21 protein-coding genes are annotated in these 20,715 nt (G+C 63.4%); 14 read left to right on the top strand and 7 right to left on the bottom strand.

Annotated features, from left to right (window positions below):
• Positions 1-16: 16 nt before the first annotated feature.
• Positions 17-1,114, top strand: a complete 1,098-nt coding sequence (locus BUA69_RS01845) for a TRAP transporter substrate-binding protein (protein WP_046134461.1) — start codon at positions 17-19, stop codon at positions 1,112-1,114.
• A gap of 59 nt (positions 1,115-1,173) precedes the next feature.
• On the opposite strand, the gene BUA69_RS01840 is transcribed toward BUA69_RS01845, so the two are convergent.
• A complete protein-coding gene (locus BUA69_RS01840) occupies positions 1,174-2,565 on the bottom strand; it encodes a TRAP transporter large permease (RefSeq protein WP_143154375.1) in 1,392 nt (463 codons plus the stop codon).
• Positions 2,562-3,128, bottom strand: a complete 567-nt coding sequence (locus BUA69_RS01835) for a TRAP transporter small permease subunit (RefSeq protein ID WP_046134462.1) — start codon at positions 3,126-3,128, stop codon at positions 2,562-2,564. The genes BUA69_RS01840 and BUA69_RS01835 overlap by 4 nt, the downstream gene beginning before the upstream one ends.
• A gap of 252 nt (positions 3,129-3,380) precedes the next feature.
• Between BUA69_RS01835 and BUA69_RS01830 the strand changes: the two genes are divergently transcribed.
• Positions 3,381-4,358 (top strand): PfkB family carbohydrate kinase, encoded by a 978-nt coding sequence (locus tag BUA69_RS01830; protein WP_052950427.1) that lies wholly within the window; start codon positions 3,381-3,383, stop codon positions 4,356-4,358.
• 197 nt (positions 4,359-4,555) lie between these two features.
• On the opposite strand, the gene BUA69_RS01825 is transcribed toward BUA69_RS01830, so the two are convergent.
• On the bottom strand, positions 4,556-6,142 hold the full coding sequence (locus BUA69_RS01825; protein ID WP_046134463.1) for an L-aspartate oxidase: 1,587 nt from the start codon (positions 6,140-6,142) through the stop codon (positions 4,556-4,558).
• Positions 6,143-6,256: 114 nt separating this feature from the next.
• Between BUA69_RS01825 and BUA69_RS01820 the strand changes: the two genes are divergently transcribed.
• Both BUA69_RS01820 and BUA69_RS01815 read left to right on the top strand, forming a co-directional pair.
• Positions 6,257-7,186, top strand: a complete 930-nt coding sequence (locus tag BUA69_RS01820) for a DMT family transporter (RefSeq protein ID WP_046134464.1) — start codon at positions 6,257-6,259, stop codon at positions 7,184-7,186.
• Between the two features lie 52 nt (positions 7,187-7,238).
• Positions 7,239-7,733: a hypothetical protein gene (locus BUA69_RS01815; protein WP_046134465.1), complete on the top strand. Its 495-nt coding sequence runs from the start codon at positions 7,239-7,241 to the stop codon at positions 7,731-7,733.
• Here BUA69_RS01815 and nadA read toward each other — a convergent pair.
• On the bottom strand, positions 7,730-8,797 hold the full coding sequence (nadA, locus tag BUA69_RS01810; protein WP_052950428.1) for a quinolinate synthase NadA: 1,068 nt from the start codon (positions 8,795-8,797) through the stop codon (positions 7,730-7,732). The two genes, BUA69_RS01815 and nadA, sit on opposite strands and share 4 nt — an antisense overlap.
• Before the next feature lie 129 nt (positions 8,798-8,926).
• Between nadA and eda the strand changes: the two genes are divergently transcribed.
• The 4 genes from eda to modB all read left to right on the top strand — a co-directional run bounded on the left by eda (position 8,927) and on the right by modB (position 11,427).
• Positions 8,927-9,562 carry a bifunctional 4-hydroxy-2-oxoglutarate aldolase/2-dehydro-3-deoxy-phosphogluconate aldolase gene (eda, locus tag BUA69_RS01805; RefSeq protein WP_046134466.1) on the top strand — a complete coding sequence of 212 codons (636 nt, stop codon included), beginning with the start codon at positions 8,927-8,929 and terminating at the stop codon, positions 9,560-9,562.
• Between the two features lies 1 nt (position 9,563).
• Entirely contained in the window at positions 9,564-9,923 is a 360-nt protein-coding gene (locus BUA69_RS01800; RefSeq protein ID WP_046134467.1) for a winged helix-turn-helix domain-containing protein, read from the top strand.
• A gap of 75 nt (positions 9,924-9,998) precedes the next feature.
• A complete protein-coding gene (gene modA, locus BUA69_RS01795) occupies positions 9,999-10,730 on the top strand; it encodes a molybdate ABC transporter substrate-binding protein (RefSeq protein ID WP_046134468.1) in 732 nt (243 codons plus the stop codon).
• Positions 10,731-10,737: 7 nt separating this feature from the next.
• Positions 10,738-11,427, top strand: a complete 690-nt coding sequence (gene modB, locus BUA69_RS01790; protein ID WP_046134469.1) for a molybdate ABC transporter permease subunit — start codon at positions 10,738-10,740, stop codon at positions 11,425-11,427.
• On the opposite strand, the gene ligD is transcribed toward modB, so the two are convergent.
• The gene (gene ligD / locus BUA69_RS01785; RefSeq protein ID WP_046134470.1) at positions 11,424-12,353 is read right to left on the bottom strand and encodes a non-homologous end-joining DNA ligase; all 930 of its coding nucleotides are present in this window, start codon (positions 12,351-12,353) and stop codon (positions 11,424-11,426) included. The genes modB and ligD overlap by 4 nt on opposite strands.
• Positions 12,354-12,489: 136 nt before the next feature.
• On the opposite strand from ligD, the gene BUA69_RS01780 reads away from it, so the two are divergent.
• The 3 genes from BUA69_RS01780 to BUA69_RS01770 all read left to right on the top strand — a co-directional run bounded on the left by BUA69_RS01780 (position 12,490) and on the right by BUA69_RS01770 (position 15,355).
• Positions 12,490-13,476 carry an SPFH domain-containing protein gene (locus BUA69_RS01780; RefSeq protein WP_046134471.1) on the top strand — a complete coding sequence of 329 codons (987 nt, stop codon included), beginning with the start codon at positions 12,490-12,492 and terminating at the stop codon, positions 13,474-13,476.
• A 9-nt stretch (positions 13,477-13,485) separates the two neighbouring features.
• Positions 13,486-13,962 carry an NfeD family protein gene (locus BUA69_RS01775; RefSeq protein ID WP_046134472.1) on the top strand — a complete coding sequence of 159 codons (477 nt, stop codon included), beginning with the start codon at positions 13,486-13,488 and terminating at the stop codon, positions 13,960-13,962.
• Positions 13,963-14,119: 157 nt separating this feature from the next.
• Positions 14,120-15,355 carry an outer membrane beta-barrel protein gene (locus BUA69_RS01770; protein WP_046134473.1) on the top strand — a complete coding sequence of 412 codons (1,236 nt, stop codon included), beginning with the start codon at positions 14,120-14,122 and terminating at the stop codon, positions 15,353-15,355.
• A gap of 41 nt (positions 15,356-15,396) precedes the next feature.
• On the opposite strand, the gene galU is transcribed toward BUA69_RS01770, so the two are convergent.
• Complete coding sequence (gene galU, locus BUA69_RS01765) at positions 15,397-16,281, bottom strand: UTP--glucose-1-phosphate uridylyltransferase GalU (protein WP_046134474.1); 885 nt, start codon at positions 16,279-16,281, stop codon at positions 15,397-15,399.
• Between the two features lie 100 nt (positions 16,282-16,381).
• Between galU and galE the strand changes: the two genes are divergently transcribed.
• From galE to BUA69_RS01750, 3 genes are all read left to right on the top strand, one after another.
• Positions 16,382-17,368, top strand: coding sequence for a UDP-glucose 4-epimerase GalE (galE, locus tag BUA69_RS01760; protein WP_046134475.1), 987 nt, complete (start codon positions 16,382-16,384; stop codon positions 17,366-17,368).
• Position 17,369: 1 nt separating this feature from the next.
• Positions 17,370-18,578 carry a lytic murein transglycosylase gene (locus BUA69_RS01755; RefSeq protein ID WP_052950429.1) on the top strand — a complete coding sequence of 403 codons (1,209 nt, stop codon included), beginning with the start codon at positions 17,370-17,372 and terminating at the stop codon, positions 18,576-18,578.
• Positions 18,579-18,650: 72 nt separating this feature from the next.
• Positions 18,651-19,814: an SGNH/GDSL hydrolase family protein gene (locus BUA69_RS01750; protein ID WP_046134476.1), complete on the top strand. Its 1,164-nt coding sequence runs from the start codon at positions 18,651-18,653 to the stop codon at positions 19,812-19,814.
• Between the two features lie 180 nt (positions 19,815-19,994).
• Here the strand turns inward: BUA69_RS01750 and hpt are convergent, their stop codons facing one another.
• A complete protein-coding gene (hpt, locus tag BUA69_RS01745; protein WP_046134477.1) occupies positions 19,995-20,531 on the bottom strand; it encodes a hypoxanthine phosphoribosyltransferase in 537 nt (178 codons plus the stop codon).
• Positions 20,532-20,715: the final 184 nt, after the last annotated feature.

The raw sequence follows: 20,715 nt of genomic DNA, 5'->3' as shown, positions 1-20,715 counted from the left end.
AGGAAACTGACAAGTGATGAAGAGACGTGAATTCTTCAAATCGGCATCCGTCGCTGCCATTGGCGCGGCGGCGGCTACCACACTCGCAACGCCCGCCATTGCCCAGGGCACCATCAATTGGCGCATGGTCACCACCTGGCCCAAAAACTTCCCCGGCCTCGGGGTTGGCGCGCAGAACCTGGCCGATCGCATCACCAATGCCTCGGGTGGCCGGCTCAATGTGCAGGTGTTTGCCGCCGGTGAAATGGTCCCCGGCCTGCAGGCGCTGGACGCGGTGATCGACGGCTCGGCCGAAATGAGCCACGGCACACCCTATTACTGGCAGAACAAGAGCCAGGGCCTGAGCTTCTTCACTGGCGTGCCCTATGGCATGACCAGCCGCGAGCTGACGGCCTGGGTGCGCTATCTCGGCGGCCAGCAGATCTGGGACAAGATCTATGACCAGTTCGGCCTTCAGGGGTTCCTGTCCGGCGATACCGGCACCCAGGCTGGTGGCTGGTTCCGCAATGAACTGACCGGCGTTGCCGACCTGCAGGGGCTGCGTTTCCGCACCCCGGGTCTGGGTGGCCAGGTCTGGAGCAAGCTGGGCGCTTCGGTGACCAATCTTGCGGCGGGCGAGATCTTTGCGGCCCTGCAGTCGGGCACGCTCGATGCCGCCGAATTTGTCGGTCCCTATAACGATCTGGCGCTGGGCTTCTACCAGATTGCCAAGAACTACTACTTCCCCAGCTTCGTCGAGCCGGGCCTGGCCACCGAAGTGGCTGTCAGCAAGACCAAGTATCAGGAATTGCCCACGGATCTGCAGGAGATCGTCAAGGTCTGCGCCCAGGCCTCCTATGACGACGTCGCTTCCGACATGTATGCCAATGATCCGCGCGCCCTCAACGCGCTGGTTAATGAGCATGGCGTGCAGGTTCGCCGCTTCCCCGAGGAAATCCTGGAAGCCGGCGCCAAGGCCTCGATGGAACTGATCGCTGAAATCCGTGAAGGCGGCGATGCGCTGACCAAGGAAACGGCCGAGAGCTTCATCTCGGCATTCAACCTGCTGCGGACCCGCACCGAAGGGACCGACATGCCGTATCTGGCGGCGCGCGAAAAATACATCAAGTACTGAGTTCGCCCAGGCGCGAATGCGAAAGGCCCGGGATTATCGCCCGGGCCTTTCTTTTTGGATCAGTTGTAGATCAACCGGGGCAGCCAGGTGATCAGGCCGGGGAACGCGAACAGGAGCGCGAGGCCGATCATCTGCAGGAACACGAAGGGGAGCACGCCCCGATAGATCATCCCGGTGGTCACGCGTGGCGGCGCGACGCCACGCAGATAAAACAGCGCAAAGCCGAAGGGCGGGGTGAGGAAGCTGGTCTGCAGGTTCACCCCCACCGCGACACCCAGCCAGATCGGATCGACGCCGAGGGCCAGCAGCACCGGCGCGGTGATCGGGATGACGATGAAGATGATCTCGAAGGTGTCGAGGATGAAGCCCAGCAGGAACATGATCAACATGACGATGATGGTGGCGCCGACCGCACCGCCCGGCATGTTGCTGAGGAATTCATGCACCAGATTGTCGCCGCCCATCATGCGGAAGACGATGGAAAACACCGCCGCTCCGAACAGGATGATGAACACCATCGAGGTGATCGTCGCCGTCGAGATCACCGCCTGGCGCAGGATGGCGAGGCCGAACTTGCGGTTGGCGACCGCCAGGATCATGGCGCCGACCGAGCCGACCGAAGCGGCTTCGGTCGGGGTGGCGATGCCGGCGAGGATCGAGCCGAGAACGGCGATGATCAGCACCAATGGCGGCACCAGGGCCACCATGACTTCGCGGGCAAGATCCTTCTTTTCGGCCGCGGGCACGGGCGTTGCCGGTGCCGATTTTGGATCGGTGACGGCCTTGAAGATGACCCAGGCCAGGTAGAGGCCGACCAGCAGGAAACCGGGAACCAGCGCACCGGCAAACAGGGCGCCGACCGAAACCGGTTCGGGGGCAAAATTGCCCTTTTCCATCTGCACCTGGGCATTGATGCCCGAGAGCATGTCGCCCATGAAGATCAGGACCGTCGAGGGAGGAATGATCTGTCCCAGCGTGCCCGAGGCGCAGATGACGCCGGAGGCGAGTTTGGGATCATAGCCGGCCCGCAGCATGGCAGGCAGCGAGATCAGGCCCATGGTGACCACGGTCGCGCCGACCACACCGGTCGATGCCGCCAGCATGGCGCCAACGATAATCACCGAGATGCCAAGCCCGCCGCGCAGATTGCCAAAGAGCTTGCCCATGGTCAGGAGCAGGCGCTCGGCAATGCCGGATCGCTCGAGCATCACGCCCATGAACACGAAGAGCGGCACCGCGACCAGGGTTTCGCTGGTCATCAGGCCGATATAGCGGCCGATCAGCGAGCCGTAATTGGACGGGTCGTAGACGCCGAGCAACCAGCCGACGAGACCGAAGATAAGGGCCGTGCCCGCGAGTGAGAAGGCGACGGGAAAGCCGATGAGCAGGACGCCGATGACGCCGACAAACATCAGGCAGGCGAGGATTTCGCCAATCAGGATCTGGCTCACAGGGCAGTCTCCAGGTCCACGTCACGCTTGTAGCGGAGATGCTCGGGCAGGAGGTCCTGCTGGTCCGCCAGAACGAGGATGGCGCGGAGTGCCATGGCCAGACCCTGCAGCCCAACCAGGACACCGAAAACGATGATGAAGCTCTTGAGCACGAACAGGCCCGGCATGCCGCCGATATTGCCTGAGGCTTCGTAATAGCTCCAGGAGCGGGCCACGGCGGGCCAGCCATAGTGGAAGACCACGTAGATGAAGGGGAACAGGAAGACGATGACACCGAACAGATCGGCCATGGCCTTGCGTTTCAGCGAGGCCGGCCGGTAGAAAATATCGACCCGTACGTGATCGTCACGGAGCAGGGCGTAACCGGCGACGCCGGTAAACATCGCGCCGCTGAGCCAGACATAAAGGTCCTGCATCCACAGCGTGCTGGTGTTGAAAAAATAGCGCTGCACGACGACGGTAAAACAAACCAGAACGCAGGCCAGCGCCAGCCAAGATAGAGTTTCGCCAACCAGTCGGTTCACACCGCTGATGGCCCTGACAATCCATGCAAGTATTGGCACTGAAGGCCCCTCCCTAAGTCTTCCCACGTGCCTGCTGGTATCGTCCCGCTTGCGGCCAGTGGCCAAAAAAACATGCGCAGGATCGCGCCATCAGGTCAACACGGCTTCCAGGGCGACAAACACGATAATGGATCGGGGGTTCTCGGCGCCCAGGCGGCGGGCGAATGCTCACGGCGCTGGTGACAGGCCCGGCAAAAATGCTATGTGCCTGCCCATATCCGGACACTGGTTCCGGGCCGAGGAGGAGCATCGATGTTTGTGGTTGGTGGGGAAAGTCTGATCGATCTCAAGGCCGAGGTCGCGCTGCCGGATGGCGCGCTGATCGGCCGCGATGGCGAGAACCAGATCGTGATGACGGCCCATCAGGGCGGCTCGCCTTATAATTGCGCCATCGCCCTGGCCAAGCTGGGCAATCCCACCGGCTTTCTGTGCCCGATCTCTGCCGATGCGTTTGGCGACTACCTCCTGGGTCCACTGCAGGCCGCCGGGGTCACGACGCTGCTGACCGAGCGGGTGGCGGAATATACCACGCTGGCGGTGGTCAATTTTGATGCCAATCGCAATGCCCGTTACGGTTTCTACCGCTCCGCCGATGGCGCCATTGTGGCAGCCAAGGCAATTGCGGCGCTGCCGGAAAATCTCGATCTCTACCAGATCGGCGGCTTCTGCCCGATCAAGCCGGACGAGGCGGCGATCTGGCTCGAGATCGTGGCCGCAGCGGCTGCCAGGGGCGCCACGATTTCGATCGACCCCAATGTGCGGCCAAGCCTTGTCGATGATTTCGCCGGCTACAAGGCGCGGCTGTCCAGCTTTCTTGACACTGCCCATGTGGTCAAAGTCTCCGAGGAAGACCTCGAAGCGCTCGATGCAGCCAAGAGCATCGAACAGCACGCGGCAGATCTGCTCGCCCGCCCCAATTGCGAACTGGTGGTGGTGACGCTGGGCGACCAGGGATCGCGCGCTTTTACCGCCGCGGGCAAAGCGCAGGCCGCGATCTATGCGCCGCCGGAGTTCGGCGACACCGTGGGTGCCGGCGATAGCCTGATGGCCGGCATTCTGTCCTGGCTGCAGGAGCGCGGACTGCTGAAGCCCGGCAAATTGTCCGGGCTGGGCGCTGGCGCCCTGTCGGACATGCTGCGTTTCGGCGCGGTCGTGGCCGGCATCAATTGCGGCCGCAAGGGTTGCAAGCCCCCAACCCGCGCCGAGGTCGATGCGGTGCTGACGGCCTGACGGCGTCGGCATCGGCCAACAGGCGCGTGTCATCTAGCCCACGGTGTCATTCCGGCCCACGGGACGCTTCGCGCCCGAGGACAGGCTCCGGCCGGAATCCATGCTGAGTGCTATCCCGACGCTGGGTGTTGCCGTGAGCCACGGACATGGATCCCGGCCTGCGCCGGGATGACATCGTGTCCATGATGGCATTCTCGCTAGGCTTCCGCCCGGATCGCCAGCGCTTCGTCGAGCGTCATCGTGGTGTGGTGCTCCCAGCTCTCATCGGTGTTGGGATAGTCCTTGCGGAAATGCCCGCCCCGGCTCTCCGTGCGCTTGAGGGCGGCCGCTGCCACCAGCGTGGCCGAGGTCGTCATGTTGAGATAGGCACTGGTGACCTGCTGGGCGCTGGCTTCGAGGTCGGCAATGCGGCGCAGGGCCTGCCTGAGCCCGGCAGCGTCGCGCTCGACGCCGACCAGGTCAGTCATCACCGCGCGCAGTTCCTGCACCGCCGGCAGGTCACGCAACACCTGCTCGGCCTTCACGCCCTCGGTTTCGTCCCATTCGATGCCCTTGAACGGCAGCAGAGTGCGCACCGGCTCCAGCCCGCCAATGTCCTCGGCAATGCGCGCACCATAGACCGTGGCTTCGAGCAGCGAATTGGAGGCCAGCCGGTTGGCGCCGTGCAGACCCGTGCAGCTGGCTTCGCCGCAGACCCAGAGCCCGGGCAGGCTGGAGCGGCCGCGCTCATCGACCTTGACGCCGCCCATGTGAAAATGCGCGGCCGGCGTCACCGGGATCATGCCGGCGACCGGGTCGATTCCGGCATCGAGGCAATATTTGGCAACCGTGGGGAAGCGCGTGAGGATCGCCTCGCCCAGCACCTGCCTTGTATCGAGAAACACCCGGCGACCGGCCTGGATTTGGCGGAAATTGGCGCGGGCGACCACATCGCGCGGCGCCAGCTCGGCATCGGGATGGATGGCGGGCATGAAGCGCTCGCCCAGGTCATTGACGAGGATCGCGCCCTCGCCGCGCAGGGCCTCGGTGGCGAGGGGCGCCGGGTCGGCGCCGGTGGCAATGGCGGTGGGGTGGAACTGCACGAATTCGGCGTCGGCAATGAGCGCGCCGGCCCGTGCCGCCATGCCCATGGCGTGGCCGCGCACGCCGGGCGGATTGGTGGTCACGGCATAGAGCCCGCCCAACCCGCCGGCCGCCAGAACGGTGGCGCGGGCGCGGATGAAGACCGGCTCGGAATAGCGGTCGCCCAGCCGGCGGCAGAACACTCCGACAATGCGGCCATTGTCACGGGCCAGGCTGAGCGCGGTAATGCCCTCGACCACGCGGATCGAGGGGGTGCGGCGCACGGCGGCGACGATGGCCTGCATGATGGCCCAGCCAGCGCGGTCGCCCTCGACCTTGACGATGCGGTTGGCAGAATGGGCGGCTTCGCGGCCCAGTTCAAAATTGCCGAAATCGTCGCGGTCAAACGGCGTGCCCCAGCGCGCCAGGTCTTCGATGCGGGCAGCGGCCTCGGCCGTCACCGACTCGGCGATACCGTGATCGACAATGCCGGCCCCGGCCATTTCGGTGTCGACGGCATGGGCATGGGAGCTATCGCCCGCGCCGACGGCCGCGGCGACACCGCCCTGGGCCCACGCCGAAGAAGCCCCGGTACCCAGCGGCTTGGGGGACAATACGGTGACCGGCCGGGGCGCCAGTTTGAGCGCGCAGAACAGGCCGGCGAGCCCGGCGCCGACGATCAGGGCGCCGTCGGCATTCAGACTATTGTCGAAGGTGGTCATGGGAGGGAACGCCGCGCTCGCAAAAGGAGGTGCAAGAACCGCATAGACGGATTACAGCTGTCAACCGCCGAAGGCGTGGAGCCGTCGGTCCACCCCTTTCGAGTTCCCGCTCCGATGTCCGCCCCCAGTCTTGCTCGTGCTGCCGAAACCGCCTCGCTCAAGGGCATGGTACTCGGTGTCCTGGCCTATTCCATGTTCGCGTTTCACGATGCGCTGGTCAAAGGCATCATCATGGTCATGCCGATCGCCCAGATCATGTTCGTGCGCAGCCTCGTTATCGTCCTCGGGTGTCTTTTGGTCGGGCGGGGCAAGCTGATTGCCGACCTCGCGGGGTCGACAAATATTGCCATGATGCTGATGCGGGCAATGCTGACCCTGGCCGCCTGGGCCATGTTCTATTCGACGGGCCGTGACCTGCAATTGGCCGAAATGACGACGCTCTATTATGTGGCGCCGATCATCACCATCCTGCTTGCCGTGGTGTTCCTCAAGGAACGCTTGACGATGGCGCGGGCCGGTGCCGCAGCGATCGGTTTTTTTGGTGTGGTGGTGGCCTGCAATCCCGGCGGCATCGCCATCGGCCTGCCGGCGCTATTGGTCTTGCTCGCCGCCCTGTGCTGGGGGGTAGCCATGATCCTGCTACGGACGATTTCCAAATCCGAGCGGTCGCTGACGCAGATATTCTTTCTCAACCTCGTGCATCTGTCGGTCATGGGACTGGTCTCGATCTGGCTATGGCAGCCGATGGGGTGGCGCGAGCTGGGTTTCATCGCTGCCGCTGGCATCATTGGTGGCATTGGCCAGTTTGTGCTGGTCGAGGCAGCGCGGCAGGTACCCGCCAGCGTGCTGGGAACGGTCGAGTATAGCGCGCTGTTCTGGAGCTTCCTGCTCGGCTATCTGTTCTGGAGCGAACAGCCGGGCCTGCTGGTCTATATCGGCGCGGCGCTGGTGGTTGCGGCGGGGCTGGTGCTGGCCTGGAGCGAACGGCGTGGCCGGCGCGTCATCGGCACCGTCCTGCCGGTAGTCGGTGGTGATTTGACTTAGGCAGCATTGCGTATGAGATTGCCGCTTCTGGTTTCTTACCCTGGGTAGGGCATTGAGCGGCAGCCAAAGCGACGATCCGGGCAATCCCAAATACTGGCGGCAGCTTTTCGGCGAGGCCGCAGAACCGTTTACTGCGGATCTGCGCGAACCGACCTCGATCGAAACCCTGCGCCAGCTGCACCAGCATGTTCTGGAAAACTACGACTTTGCCTGCGCGGCAACCGGCGTAAAATTCCTGCCCGGCGTTCAACCATGGGCGCTGCGCGACGATGTGCTGGTCGTGCCGATCAAATCGCCCATGGCCGGCGGGCCATTGCATGTCAGCAATTATCTTTGCCTCTCGCGGGCAGCGGCCGACGCATTCAGCCTTGGCCATCTGGCCGTCGGCCCGCATCTCGAACTGATTGTTGATCTCAGCCGGATCGATCCGGAGCTGGTCGAGCGGCTCAATGCCGATGGTCGGCTTCGGGAGCCGCAGGAAAAAGCCCGGCCGGATCCGGAAAGCCTGAGCTTTCACCGCGCCGAGATATTTCTTGCGTCCCCTTAATCGCCCTTGCGGCTCATCTCGATCATGCGTTCCACCGATGCCCGTGCGGCGGGGATGATGGCGGGATCGACCAGCACTTCCTCGGTCATGGTGTGCAGGCTCCACAGCACATTCTCGAGGTTGATGCGCTTCATGTGCGGGCAGATATTGCAGCCGCGCAGGAAATCGACGCCAGTGGTTTCGCTGGCGACATTGTCCGACATCGAGCATTCGGTGACCATCACCACGCGCGGGGGCTTGTTGGATTTGACCCAGTCGATCATCGCCGCGGTCGAGCCGGAGAAGTCGACGGCGTCGATCACTTCTGGCGGGCATTCGGGATGGGCAATGATCTTGGCGGTCGGATAGGCGTGACGCAGCTCGGAAATGTCCTCGGCGGTGAAGGTTTCGTGCACCTCACAGGCGCCGGCCCAGGTGATGATCTTCTTGTGGGTCTTCTTGGCCGTGTTCTGCGCCAGGAACTGGTCGGGGATCATGATGACCGTATCGCCATCGACGCGATTGACGATGTCGGCAGCGTTGGACGAGGTGCAGCACACATCGGTCACGGCTTTGACGGCGGCCGAGGTGTTCACATAGGTCACCACCGGCACGCCCGGATACATCTGGCGCATGGCGATGACGTCCTCGGCCGTGATCGAGGAGGCCAGGGAGCAGCCGGCCCGGCTGTCGGGAATGAGCACGGTCTTTTCCGGGTTCAGCAATTTGCTGGTCTCGGCCATGAAGTGCACGCCACATTGCACGATCACTTGCTGGCGCACCTTGGTGGCTTCGACGGCCAGCTGCAGGCTGTCGCCAACAATGTCGGCGACACCATGATAGATCTGCGGCGTCTGGTAATTATGGGCGAGGATGACCGCATCCTTTTCCTTCTTCAACCGGTTGATCGCAAAGATCAGCGGCGCATAGAAGGGCCATTCAATCTCGGGAATCTTGTCCTTGACGCGCTCGAACACCTTTTCGGTGGCGCGCTCGATGGACTTGGAAAACTTGAGATCGAAGCTTTGGCCGAGGATGGCCCGTGCCTCGTCGAGCGGGGTGAGCGCATTGATCGTCTGAACCATGGGCGTAACCCTCCCGATAAGTGTGGCGGAACCTAAGGATTATTTGGCGGCTTTTCAATGAACGGGGTTGCAGGTTTTTTGCCAAGCTCCTAACCGTTCGTGCATAGTTTTCTGCCAGCGAGACCCGATATGCCCCAAGACGCCGCAGCGATCCGTTCCATCCTGTCGTTGGCGCCCGTGGTGCCGGTCATCATCCTTGATGATGTGTCCCAGGCCCGGCCGCTGGCCGAGGCCCTCGTTGCCGGCGGCCTGCCGGTGCTGGAAGTAACGCTGCGCACGCCCAATGCGCTCAAGGTCATGGAAGAAATGGCCAAGGTTACCGGCGCCATTGTCGGGTCCGGCACGGTGCGCAGCGCGCTGCATATGCAGCAATCGGTCGATGCGGGTTGCCGCTTCATGGTGTCGCCAGGTATCTCGCCGCGCATTCTGGATGCTGCCGACGATATCGGCATTCCGCTGCTGCCGGGCATTGCCACGCCGAGCGAGGCGATGACGGCGTCCGAGCGCGGCTATAGCTTCCTCAAGTTCTTCCCGGCCGAAGCCAATGGCGGGGCGCCGGTACTGAAGGCTTTTGCTTCGCCGCTGCCTGACATTACCTTTTGCCCCACCGGTGGCATCGATCCGGCCAAGGCCAAGGTCTATCTCGGCCTTTCCAATGTGATCTGCGTCGGCGGTTCGTGGATCATGCCGGCCGATGCACTGGCTTCTGGCGATTATGCGCGCATCGAAGCGCTGGCCCGTGAAGCCGCAGCACTGCGCGGCTGACATGGCCAATGTCCCGCCCGACGGATTGTCCCATCTGCGGGTGACGCTCAGCGAAACGGCCTATCTCGGGCCCGGCCGGGCCGATTTGATGGAGCTGATCGACAAGACCGGCTCCATCTCCGCCGCCGGCAAGGCGATGGGCATGAGCTACAAGCGGGCCTGGAGCCTGGTGCAGGCCCTCAATGAGGGCTTCGGCCAGGCACTGGTCGAGACCAGCCGGGGCGGCTCGGCCCAAGGCGGGGCGCATCTGAGCGCAGCGGGGCAGGCGGTACTGGCCCATTACCGTGCCATGCAGAACAAGACCCGTACCGCCATCGCCGAGGACGTCGCGGCACTCCGCCGAATTATCGATATGTCGTGACGGAAATAACGCTTGCCGGATGACGCCTTGTTTGTCAGAACCGATGTGGCTTTGGATGCATATCGGAGATTTGCCATGGAACGTGCAGTGTTGGCCAGCGTGCTGCTTGGATTGCTGCTGGTGCAGCAGGCTCATGCCGGCAGCGCCAGCGTGGCGGTGGCCGCCAATTTCACCGCAGTCGCCGAAGAGCTGGCGCCGCTGTTCAAGGCCGAGACCGGCCATGACGTGACCTATAGCTTTGGCGCCACCGGCCAGCTTTATGCCCAGATCAGCCAGGGCGCGCCATTTGAGGTGTTCCTGGCGGCCGATGACGAGCGTCCGCCCAAGGCGGTCGCCGATGGTTTTGGCGTTGATGGCACCGTCTTCACCTATGCAATTGGCGCGCTGGCGCTTTACAGCACCGTGCTCGAGGTGACCGACGGCAAGGCCGCGCTTGAAGGCCCGTTCGACAAGATCGCCATCGCCGATCCGGCGACCGCGCCCTATGGCCGTGCCGCCGTCGAAGCGCTGGCGGCGATGGGCCTGCATGAGGCGATCACGCCCAAGCTGGTGACCGGCGAAAATATCTCGCAGACCCTGCAATTCGTCGAGAGCGGCAATGCCGAACTCGGTTTCGTCGCTGCCAGCCAGGTGATCGGCAAGGACAGCGTCTGGATCGTGCCGGCCGATCTCTATGAGCCCATCCGCCAGGATGCGGTGTTGCTCAGGACCGGTGCCGAAAACCCGGTCGCACTGTCCTATGTCGAATTCCTCAAGGGCGACAAAGCCCGGGCCGTGATCACAGCGGCCGGCTACGTCGTGGAGTAAGGCCGGCATGACGATGAGCGAACTCGGCGAGTTGTGGGCGCCAATCAGCCTGACGCTGACCCTGGCTTCGATAACCATGCTGATCCTGCTCGTCGTCGGCACGCCGATCGCCTGGTGGCTGGCGCGCAGCCGCTGGGCGGGCAAGGAAATGGTGGGCGCCATCGTGGCGCTGCCATTGGTCCTGCCGCCAACGGTGCTGGGCTTCTATCTGCTGCTGGCGCTCGGCCCCAATGGTCCGGGCGGCTGGCTCGCCGGGTTCTGGGGCGCGCGCACCCTGGCATTTTCGTTTCCGGGGCTGGTGATCGGCTCGATCATCTATTCCCTGCCCTTCATGGTGCAGCCGCTGCGCAATGGCTTCCAGGCGATTGGCGACGAACCGCTGGAAGCGGCGGCAAGCCTGGGCGCCAGCAATTGGCAGCGCTTCATCAGGGTGGCGCTGCCACTGGCACGGCCCGGCTATGTGACCGGCGCGGTGCTGAGCTTCGCCCATACGGTGGGTGAATTCGGCGTGGTGCTGATGATCGGCGGCAATATTCCGGGCCAGACCAAGGTGCTGTCGATTGCGATCTATGACTATGTCGAGCGGCTGCAATGGGAAAAGGCGCATGTGCTGGCGCTGGGCATGGTGATCTTTGCCTTTGTCGTCATCGCCGTCACCATGACCATTGACCGCCGTTCTTCGGTGCCGATCGGCTAGGTTTTCGGGCCATCGACGGCGCTCCACATCGCCTTGGTGATCGACTGGGTGGTGGAGAAGTAATCCCGCCACGGATTGGGCTTGCTGGCCCGGACGATGGCATCAGCCAGGCCGAACTGATTGGCGGATTTGACCTTGTGCAGCTCGTCCCAGGTGAGGGGAACCGCAACCGGCGCACCTGGGCGCGCGCGGGGCGACCAGGGGGCAATGGCGGTCGCGCCGCGTTCATTGCGCAGATAATCGATGAACAGCTTTCCCGCGCGCTTGGCCTTGGACATGGTGGCGGTGAAGCGTTCGGGCTCGCGATCGGCTAGGCGCTGCGCAAAGGTCTTGCAGAAGCCCTTGACCTCGGGCCATTCGGTGGTCGGCAGGAGCGGGGCAATGACGTGGATGCCCTTGCCGCCGGTGATCATCGGATAGCTTTCCAGCCCCCAGGCGCCCAGTTCCTTGCCGATATCGAGAGCGGCGGTCCGCACCTTGGCGAAGTCCAGGCCTTCATCGGGGTCGATATCGAAGACGACGCGTTCGGGCTTTTCGATATCGCCGATCCGCGAGCCCCAGAGATGCCATTCGAGCACGTTCATCTGGGTGCCGGCGATCAGCCCGGCGCGGTCATCGATATAGAAGTAGCTTTCGATGTCGCCATCCTTTTCGGCGATCCGCATGGTCTTCATATTGTCGGGAAAGCCGCCGGTATCGTGCTTCTGGAAAAAGCAGGGCGCGGCCTGGCCCTGCGGGCAGCGCAGCAGGCTGAGGGGGCGGTTGGCGATGACGGGCAGCATCTGCTCGGCGACAGCGGCGTAGTAGGCGACGAGCTCGGCCTTGGTGAGGCCCTGGCCGGGATAGACGACGCGGCTGGGACTGGTCAGATGCACGCCGGCGGCTTGGGCGGCGCTGATACCGGCGTCATCGCTGAGCGCGTCCATGGCAGCTCTCCTGCGGCGTGGAATCGCGTTGTTAACGTGGGCATAGCGGGCTTCGTTCCATCGGCAATGGATTGCGCGGCGTTCGCCGCATCCATAGACTCCAGCGCAATGTGAAGTCGTAGAATCGGGGATGGGAATGTTTGAGCAATTTGGTCTGGACGGGCTCAGCCTGACATTGATCGGCCTGGGCGTATTGGCGCTGCTGGTGCTGTTTGCCGGCGCCAAGACCATCCCGCAGGGCTATAACTTCACTGTCGAGCGCTTCGGCAAATATACCCGGACGCTCAAGCCTGGCCTCAACGTCATCGTGCCGTTCATCGATGGCATCGGCAAGAAGATCAACGTCATGGAGCAGGTGCTCGACGTACCCCACCAGGAAGTGATCACGCGCGATAACGCCTCGATCACCGCCAATGGCGTGACCTTTTACCAGATCCTCGATGCGGCGGCAGCGGCCTATGAAGTCTCCGATCTCGAACACGCCATCCTCAACCTGACCATGACCAATATCCGCACTGTCATGGGCTCGATGGACCTTGATGAGCTGCTGTCCAATCGCGACGAGATCAACCAGCGCCTGCTGCGCGTGGTCGATACCGCCGTGTCGCCCTGGGGCGTCAAGATTACCCGTATCGAGATCAAGGACATCGATCCGCCCAAGGATCTGGTGGATTCGATGGGCCGGCAGATGAAGGCGGAGCGCGAGAAGCGCGCCGCCATTCTGGAAGCCGAAGGCCGCCGTCAGTCAGCGATCCTGCAGGCCGAGGGTGCCAAGCAGGCGCAGGTGCTGGAAGCCGAGGGCCGCCGCGAAGCTGCGTTCCGTGACGCCGAGGCGCGTGAACGTTCGGCCGAGGCTGAGGCCAAGGCAACGCAGATGGTCAGCGACGCCATTTCCTCGGGCAATGTGCAGGCCATCAACTATTTCGTGGCCAATAATTATATCAAGGCTTTGGAAGCGATCGCGACCTCGCCCAACCAGAAGATCCTGATGCTGCCGGTGGAAGCCTCCAGCGTCATTGGTGCGATCGGCGGCATAGCCGAGATCGCCAAGGAGACTTTTGGTGGCGGGGCTCCGGCGCCAGCCCGCTCCAGCCGTCCGCCCGCTGCCGGTCCGCAGCAATAGGGAACACCGATGCAGGTTATTGAATTCATCGCCAGCTATGGCCCCTGGGCCTGGATCGTCGCTGGCATCATCCTGCTGGCGCTCGAACTGGTAGCGCCGGGTGGCTATCTGCTGTGGATGGGTGTCGCGGCTGTTATTACCGGGCTGTTTTCGTTGTTTCAGCCGCTGGATTGGCCGATCGAATGGCTGATCTTCGGCGTGTTGTCGCTGGTGACGATCACGGCCTGGGTTCGCTTCAACCGCAACCGGCCATCCCAGACCGATCGGCCTTATCTCAATCGCCGTGCCGACCGCTTTGTTGGCCACGAGGCCGAGTTGGAGCAGGCGATCCATGATGGTTTCGGCCGCATGGTGCTGGGCGATACGGTCTGGCGGGTTTCCGGCCCAGACCTCCCCGCCGGAAGGCGGGTGCGCGTCATCGGCCATGATGGCGCTGTGCTGCAGGTGGAGCCCATCGAGGGCTCGGCTTCGGAAAGACTTCGTTAACCATAAGCTGCAACGATGCGACAGGAGTCTTCGGCCCGTGCGCACGGGCCGGGCAGGCTCGTCCAGGTTATCCCAGGCGCATACGGAGCAGGTTTTGGCCGTGCGGTCTTGTCGGCATTATTTACAGCCCGCGCTGGTCCTGTTGTGCGCTGTCGCCATGGTTGCACCGGTCCTGGCTGACCCGCAGCTGGAGCCGGGCGATGGTTCGGGCACGGACAATCCTCGGCTGTTGCCGGGCCTCTATCCCGCTTCGCCACAAGATCTCGTCGCGCTGAGCAGTCCGCCCGATCTGCGCGAACCGTTTGATCCGCTGTTCAATGTCGATTGGTCGGTGGCGCTGCGCGGGGCCTATACCAAGAATACCGATGGCGAGCGCTTTGACGTGCTGCTGGTGCCCAGCGTATCGCTCGAGCAGGTCGGCAGCCGCATGCGCCTGCAATTGGATGGCGAAGCCGAAGTGGCGCAGCCGGTTAATGGCCAGATCAACGTTAGTGCCCTGCGGCTGGGTCTCGATGGCGGCTATCGGCTCGACCGTGAGACGACGCTGACCGGGCTGCTCGATCTCGCTCTGACGCAGGACATGCCCGGCGCGCCGGGTGTGGCCAGCACCGTGGCGGTGCCGCCCAAGACGCTTTCCGGTTCGGTGGAGCTTGGGGTGGAGCGCACGTTCGGGCTGTTCAATGTCGAAGTGACGGGTGCCGCCGGTCGCACCGCTTATGGCACGACCACACTCAATGACGGCACAGTGACCGACAATAGCGAGCGCAATCTGTGGTCGCTGGATAGTGGCCTGCGCGTTGGCTACCAGCTTACACCGGTGTTTGAGGTGTTCGGCCGGGCGGGTGTTGGTCGCGATATGTTCGATCAGCCCTCGACGAGCATGCTGGTGCGCATGGATGCCACCGAAACCAGCCTGCGCGGCGGTGTTTCGGCGAACTGGAGCGATGTGCTGACGGCCGAAGCGTCGGTTGGTGTTGGCCTGCGCCGGTTTGATGCGGCAAGCCTGGGCGAAGTGGTGTCGCAGCTCTATGACGCAAGCGTCACTTTTGCGCCCAGCCGGACCTGGGAATTTACTGCGGGGCTGACGACCAATATCGCGCCTCCGGGCCCCGATGCCGGCGGGACGGCGCGGCTGGAATATGTCGTGAATGGCCGGGCGACCTATCGGGTGAATTCTTGGCTGGCACTGCGCGCGCTGGCTGATTGGCGCAGCGCGACCTTTGCCGGTTCGGCCCAGACCGAGCGGGGCTATGGCTTCGGCTTTGGCGCCGATTACCTGGTCAATGCGCATACGGCGCTGACCGCCGACTATGGCTATAGCTATGCCGAGACGACGGCGTCGGGAATCCGCGACAGTCAGCGCGTGGCGGTCGGGATTACCATGTCGCGATAAAAGGCAGCCAGCACCACCTGCGGCGATGCTGGCGGCACTGGCTAGAACTGGACGCCCAGATCGAGCTTCTTGAGTTCGGCGATGAAGCCGTCGCGGATATCGGGACGGTCGAGCGCGTAGACGACGTTGGCGGTCAAAAAGCCGATCTTGGAGCCGCAATCGAACGACTGGCCCTCATATTTCACGCCGGTAAACGGCTGCATATGCATCAGCTTCTGCATGGCGTCGGTGATCTGGATTTCACCGCCGGCGCCCTTGGTCTGTTCAGCCAGAAGAGTGAAGACCTCAGGCTGCAGGATGTAGCGACCCGAAATGATCAGGTTGGACGGGGCTTCCTCGCGCTTGGGCTTTTCCACCATATTGGTGATGGCAAAGCCATTGTCGGGGCCCGAGCCACGGGCGATGACGCCATAGGACGAGACATCGGCGGGCGGGACTTCCTCGACGGCGATGATATTGCCGCCGGTTTCCTCATAGGCGTCCATCATCTGCTTGAGCACGCCGGGCTGGCCCTTGAACAGCATGTCGGGCAGCAGTAGCGCGAAGGGCTGGTTGCCGACGATATCGCGGGCGCACCAGACGGCGTGACCGAGGCCGAGCGGCTCCTGCTGGCGGGTAAAGCTGGTGCGGCCGGCCGAGGGCAGGTCCTTGCGCAATTCCTCGAGCGCGGCGGTCTTGCCGCGCAGTTCGAGCGTGGTTTCCAGCTCGAACTGGCGGTCGAAATGGTCTTCGATAACGCCCTTGTTGCGGCCGGTGACGAAGACGAAATGTTCGATTCCGGCCTCGCGGGCCTCATCGACGGCATATTGGATCAGTGGACGATCCACCACCGTCAACATTTCCTTGGGCAGGGCTTTGGTGGCGGGCAGGAATCTGGTTCCCAGGCCCGCTACCGGAAAGACCGCCGTCCTGACACGCTTGTGCACTCGCTAACTCCCAGTTCTCGGTTTGGCCGTAAATCTATCTCAACATCTGAACATTAACATCGCGGCAAAATAGCGTTTCACCGATTGGAGTTAACCCCAGATGGCGGTCTTGGTTACAGGCGGAGCCGGTTATATCGGCAGCCACATGGTGCTTAACCTCACGGATGCCGGCGAAACCGTGGTGGTGTTGGATAACCTCGTTACCGGTTTTGACTGGGCGATCAATGAGCGCGCCACGTTTGTCGAGGGCTCGGCCGCCGATATCGAACTGGTACAGCGGATCGTCCAGCAATACCACATTACCGAGATCGTGCATTTTGCCGGCTCGATCGTGGTTCCCGAGTCGGTCATCGACCCGCTCAAATACTATGGCAACAACACTGCGACGTCGCGCAACCTGATCGAGGCGGCCGTCAAAAGCGGGGTCAAGCACTTTGTTTTCTCTTCTACTGCAGCAGTTTACGGGATGACCGGGCTGGCACCCGTGGTCGAGGAGACACCGCTTCATCCGATGTCGCCCTATGGGCGGAGCAAGCTGATGACGGAGTGGATGCTTGCCGATGTGGCGGCGGCGCATCCGATTACCTTTGGCGTGCTGCGCTATTTCAACGTCGCCGGGGCCGATCCGCAGGGGCGTTCGGGGCAGTCGACGCCGATGGCGACGCATCTGATCAAGGTAGCGTGCCAGGCAGCGCTGGGGCAGCGTCCAAAGATGGATATCTTTGGCACCGATTACGAAACGCCCGACGGAACGTGCGTGCGCGACTACATCCATGTCACCGACCTGATCGCGGCACATGCCTTGTTGCTCAAGCACTTACGCGGTGGCGGGGCCAGCACGACGCTCAATTGCGCCTATGGGCAGGGCTATTCGGTGCGCCAGGTGGTGGAGACGGTCAAGGCGGTCTCGGGCGTGGATTTCCGCGTCGATGAAGGCCCGCGCCGGCCCGGCGATCCGGCCTCGATCACCGCAACGGGGGAGAAGGTGCGCAATCTTCTGGGCTGGGTGCCCCAGCATGACGAGCTCACTGAAATCGTCAAATCGGCCTATGACTGGGAGCGGCATCTGATGGTGCGGAACCGCTAGAATGCGGCTCAAACTTGCCAGCATGCTGGTTTTCTTGCTGGTTGTGCCGGTTGCGGCGCAGCCGGTGGAAAGCTTCGAGGCGTTCATCGCCAATTTCGCCGGCAAGGCGATCGCAGCCGGGGTGAGCCGGGAGACCTATCAGGCGGCAATGGTGGGGCTGACGCCCGATCCGCGCGTGCCCGACCTGGTGACGACGCAGCCCGAATTCACCACCCCGATCTGGGACTATATCGAGGGGCGCGTGACTGCCGGGCGGATCGAGCGCGGCAAGGCGGCAATGTCCCGCAATGGCGATTTGTTTACTGCCACCGGGCAGCGCTATGGGGTCGATCCATACCTCCTGGGCGCCATCTGGGGCATGGAAACCGATTACGGCGCGGTGCTGGGCAATAAGGGGCTGATCCGGCCGATCGTGCGCAGTCTGGCGACGCTGGTGCATCAACGCCGCTCGCGGCTGGTCGAGGATGAGGCGGATCTGATCGCGGCGTTGCAGCTGGTGCAGCGCGGGCCGCTCAATGCCCAGCAATTGGTTGGTTCCTGGGCCGGGGCAATCGGGCATTTGCAGGTCAATCCGAGCAATGTGGTGGCCCATGGCACCGATGGCGACGGCGATGGGCGGGTGGACCTGCACAATTCGCTGGCCGATGCGTTGGCGACCAGCGCCAAGTTCCTGCGATCATTGGGCTATCAGCCGGGTGTCGATTGGGGCTTCGAGGTCTCGGTGCCGGCAGGGTTCGATTATCTGCTGGCGGATCGTGCGCAGATGCGGCCGATATCGTTCTTTGCCGAGCAGGGCATTGCGCGGGTCAGCGGGCGCCCGTTTGCCGATGCAAACCTTGGGGTCTTTCTCTATGTGCCGGCAGGCAAGGATGGCCCCAAATTCCTGATGACGCAGAACTATCTGGTGCTCAAGGGCTATAATTTCTCCGACAGCTACGCTCTCTCGGTGGCGCATATGACCGACCGGCTCAAGGGCGGCGGGGCGTTCAAGGATGACTGGCCGCGGGGCACGGCGCTGCCCAATCTGGCGCAGCGGCAGGCCATCCAGCAGGCGCTCAAGCAGCTGGGCTTCTATGACGGGGCGGTGGATGGCCGGATCGGGCCGATCAGCCAGGCGGCCTATGCGCGATTCCAGGCGGCCCGCGGCGAGGTTGCCGATGGATTCATCACCCGCGCATCCCATGACGTGCTGGCAGCTGCTGGGCGGTAACAAGGGCGGGACCGCGATGGTTTTGCCGGAGCCGGTTTGGTATGACAGGGTCTGGTTTGAAATAGGGCCGACATGATCCGGGTTCTCGTTGCTATCGTTATGGCCTGCTTCGTGCTTGTCGACGTGGCGCCGGCGTTTGCCCAGAGCCAGGACACGATTGTCGTCGCCCAGCAGCAGAAGCGGCGAACGCTGTTCGACCTGTTGTTTGGTGACGAGCCGAAGGCGCCGCCACCCGTCGAACAGCCGCGGCGCCAGCAACAGCAACCCAAGCCGACCGCGGCGCTGCCGCCCCCCAAGCCGACCATCGAGAAGGCCCCGGGGGCGACGCGGCTGGCGGTGTTTGGCGATAGTCTGGCGGTCGATCTCAGCAAGGCGCTGGAGCGGTTTTATGCCGAGGATCCCAACCTGGTGGTGATCAACCAGGGTGTCGGATCATCGGGTTTCGTGCGCAACGACTATTTTGACTGGGACGCAGCGGTGGCCCAGCAGATCGCGGCCAACAGCTTTGACGTCGCCGTGGTTATCGTGGGCATCAACGACCGGCAGGAAATCCGCGAGAACGCCAGCAGCTATCCGCCGCTGAGCGAGCGCTGGAGCGCCATCTACCAGGCGCGGATCGCCGCCTTTCTCGACAAGCTGCGGCTGGCCGGCAAGCCAACGGTCTGGGTGGGGCTGCCGCCCATGTCCAAGAGCGAATATTCGGCGGCGATCAGCCAGATCAGCGCCATCCAGCGGCTGGCGGCGTTTTCGAGCGGCGCGGAATTCCTCGATATCTATGAGCGGTTCCTGGGCGAGGATGGCAAGTATTCCTCCCACGGCCCCGATGTCAGCGGGCAGAATGCGCGCATGCGCAAGGATGACGGCATCCACTTCTCCTCGGCCGGCTCGGACAAACTGGCGTTTTATCTGAGCCAAAGCATTCGCAACTTCTATCGCGGGGGCGGGGTGAGCATCGAAGTGGCCGATCCGCTGCTGGGTACCGATGCCGGAGCCATGGTGCGGCTGCCCTATCAGGGGCTGGGGCAGATCCGGCTGCTGGAAGTGGCCGGCGCGGTCATTCCGCTATCGCGCTCGCCCAATCGGGCCGGCGATTTGCTGACCGCGGCCAGCGTGCCGGCGGCAGGCCCGGCGTTTACGCTGGAGCAATTGATGACGGCGCCAATCGGCCGCGTCGATGCGTTTGGCGTGGGGATCGACCCCAATGCCGTGCCGGTCGAGAATGCCGGCGGGCGCTGAAGACAGCAGTCTCCGAACGCAGACGAACGGCGTCTGACGGGAATATGACCCGGGGCGGAGGCGGCGGCGTCTGGGAGAAGGAGATTCCCGCCTGCGTGGGAATGACACCGTGGCGAGGTGGATGGCTCCCTTGTGGGGGAGAGGCTCCGGGTTGGTGGCTGAAGCCGGGTGGGCGACTGCCTATTCCAGGAAGCGGACGGCGCCGATATGGGGCAGGTTGCGGTTGCGCTGGCCGTAGTCGATGCCGTAGCCGACGACGAACTTGTCCGGGATATCGAAGCCGACCCATTTGGCCTGCACATCGGTTTCGCGGCGGCTGGGCTTGTTGAGCAGGGCGCAGACTTCCATGCGGCGGGGATGGCGGGTCTCGAGGATTTCCAGCACGTGCTTGAGCGTGTAGCCGGTATCGACAATGTCTTCCACGACCAGCACGTCGCGGCCGCCGATTTCGCCCCGCAAATCCTTGAGGATGCGCACTTCGCGGCTCGATTCCATGGCATTGCCATAGGACGAGGCTTCGAGGAAATCGACTTCCACCGGCAGGTCGAGTTCACGCACGAGATCGGCGATGAAGATGAACGAGCCGCGCAGCAAGCCGACAACGACCAGCTTGTCGGTATCGGCAAAGTGGGTGGAGATTTCCTTGGCCAGGGCCTCGACGCGCGCGGCGATGGCTTTGGCGGAGATCAGTTCGTCGACGGTATAGGGCTTGGTCATGAGGCGATTCCCGGTGGCGCTAACGTCTAGCGCGCATTGGGACGGGATTCCAGTGTGTGGAGGCCGATCAATCACCGCAGACCAAGGCCCACGCGTAGCACCCCCACCCTGGCCCTCCCCCTCGAGGGGGAGGGGACGATGACTGGGGGTGCGGTGGTGGGGGCACTGGCATTGGCCCCAGGGC

This window comes from Devosia limi DSM 17137, assembly GCF_900128975.1.
Taxonomy (GTDB): Bacteria; Pseudomonadota; Alphaproteobacteria; order Rhizobiales; family Devosiaceae; genus Devosia; species Devosia limi.
This window is presented reverse-complemented; position numbering and strand designations above follow the sequence as displayed.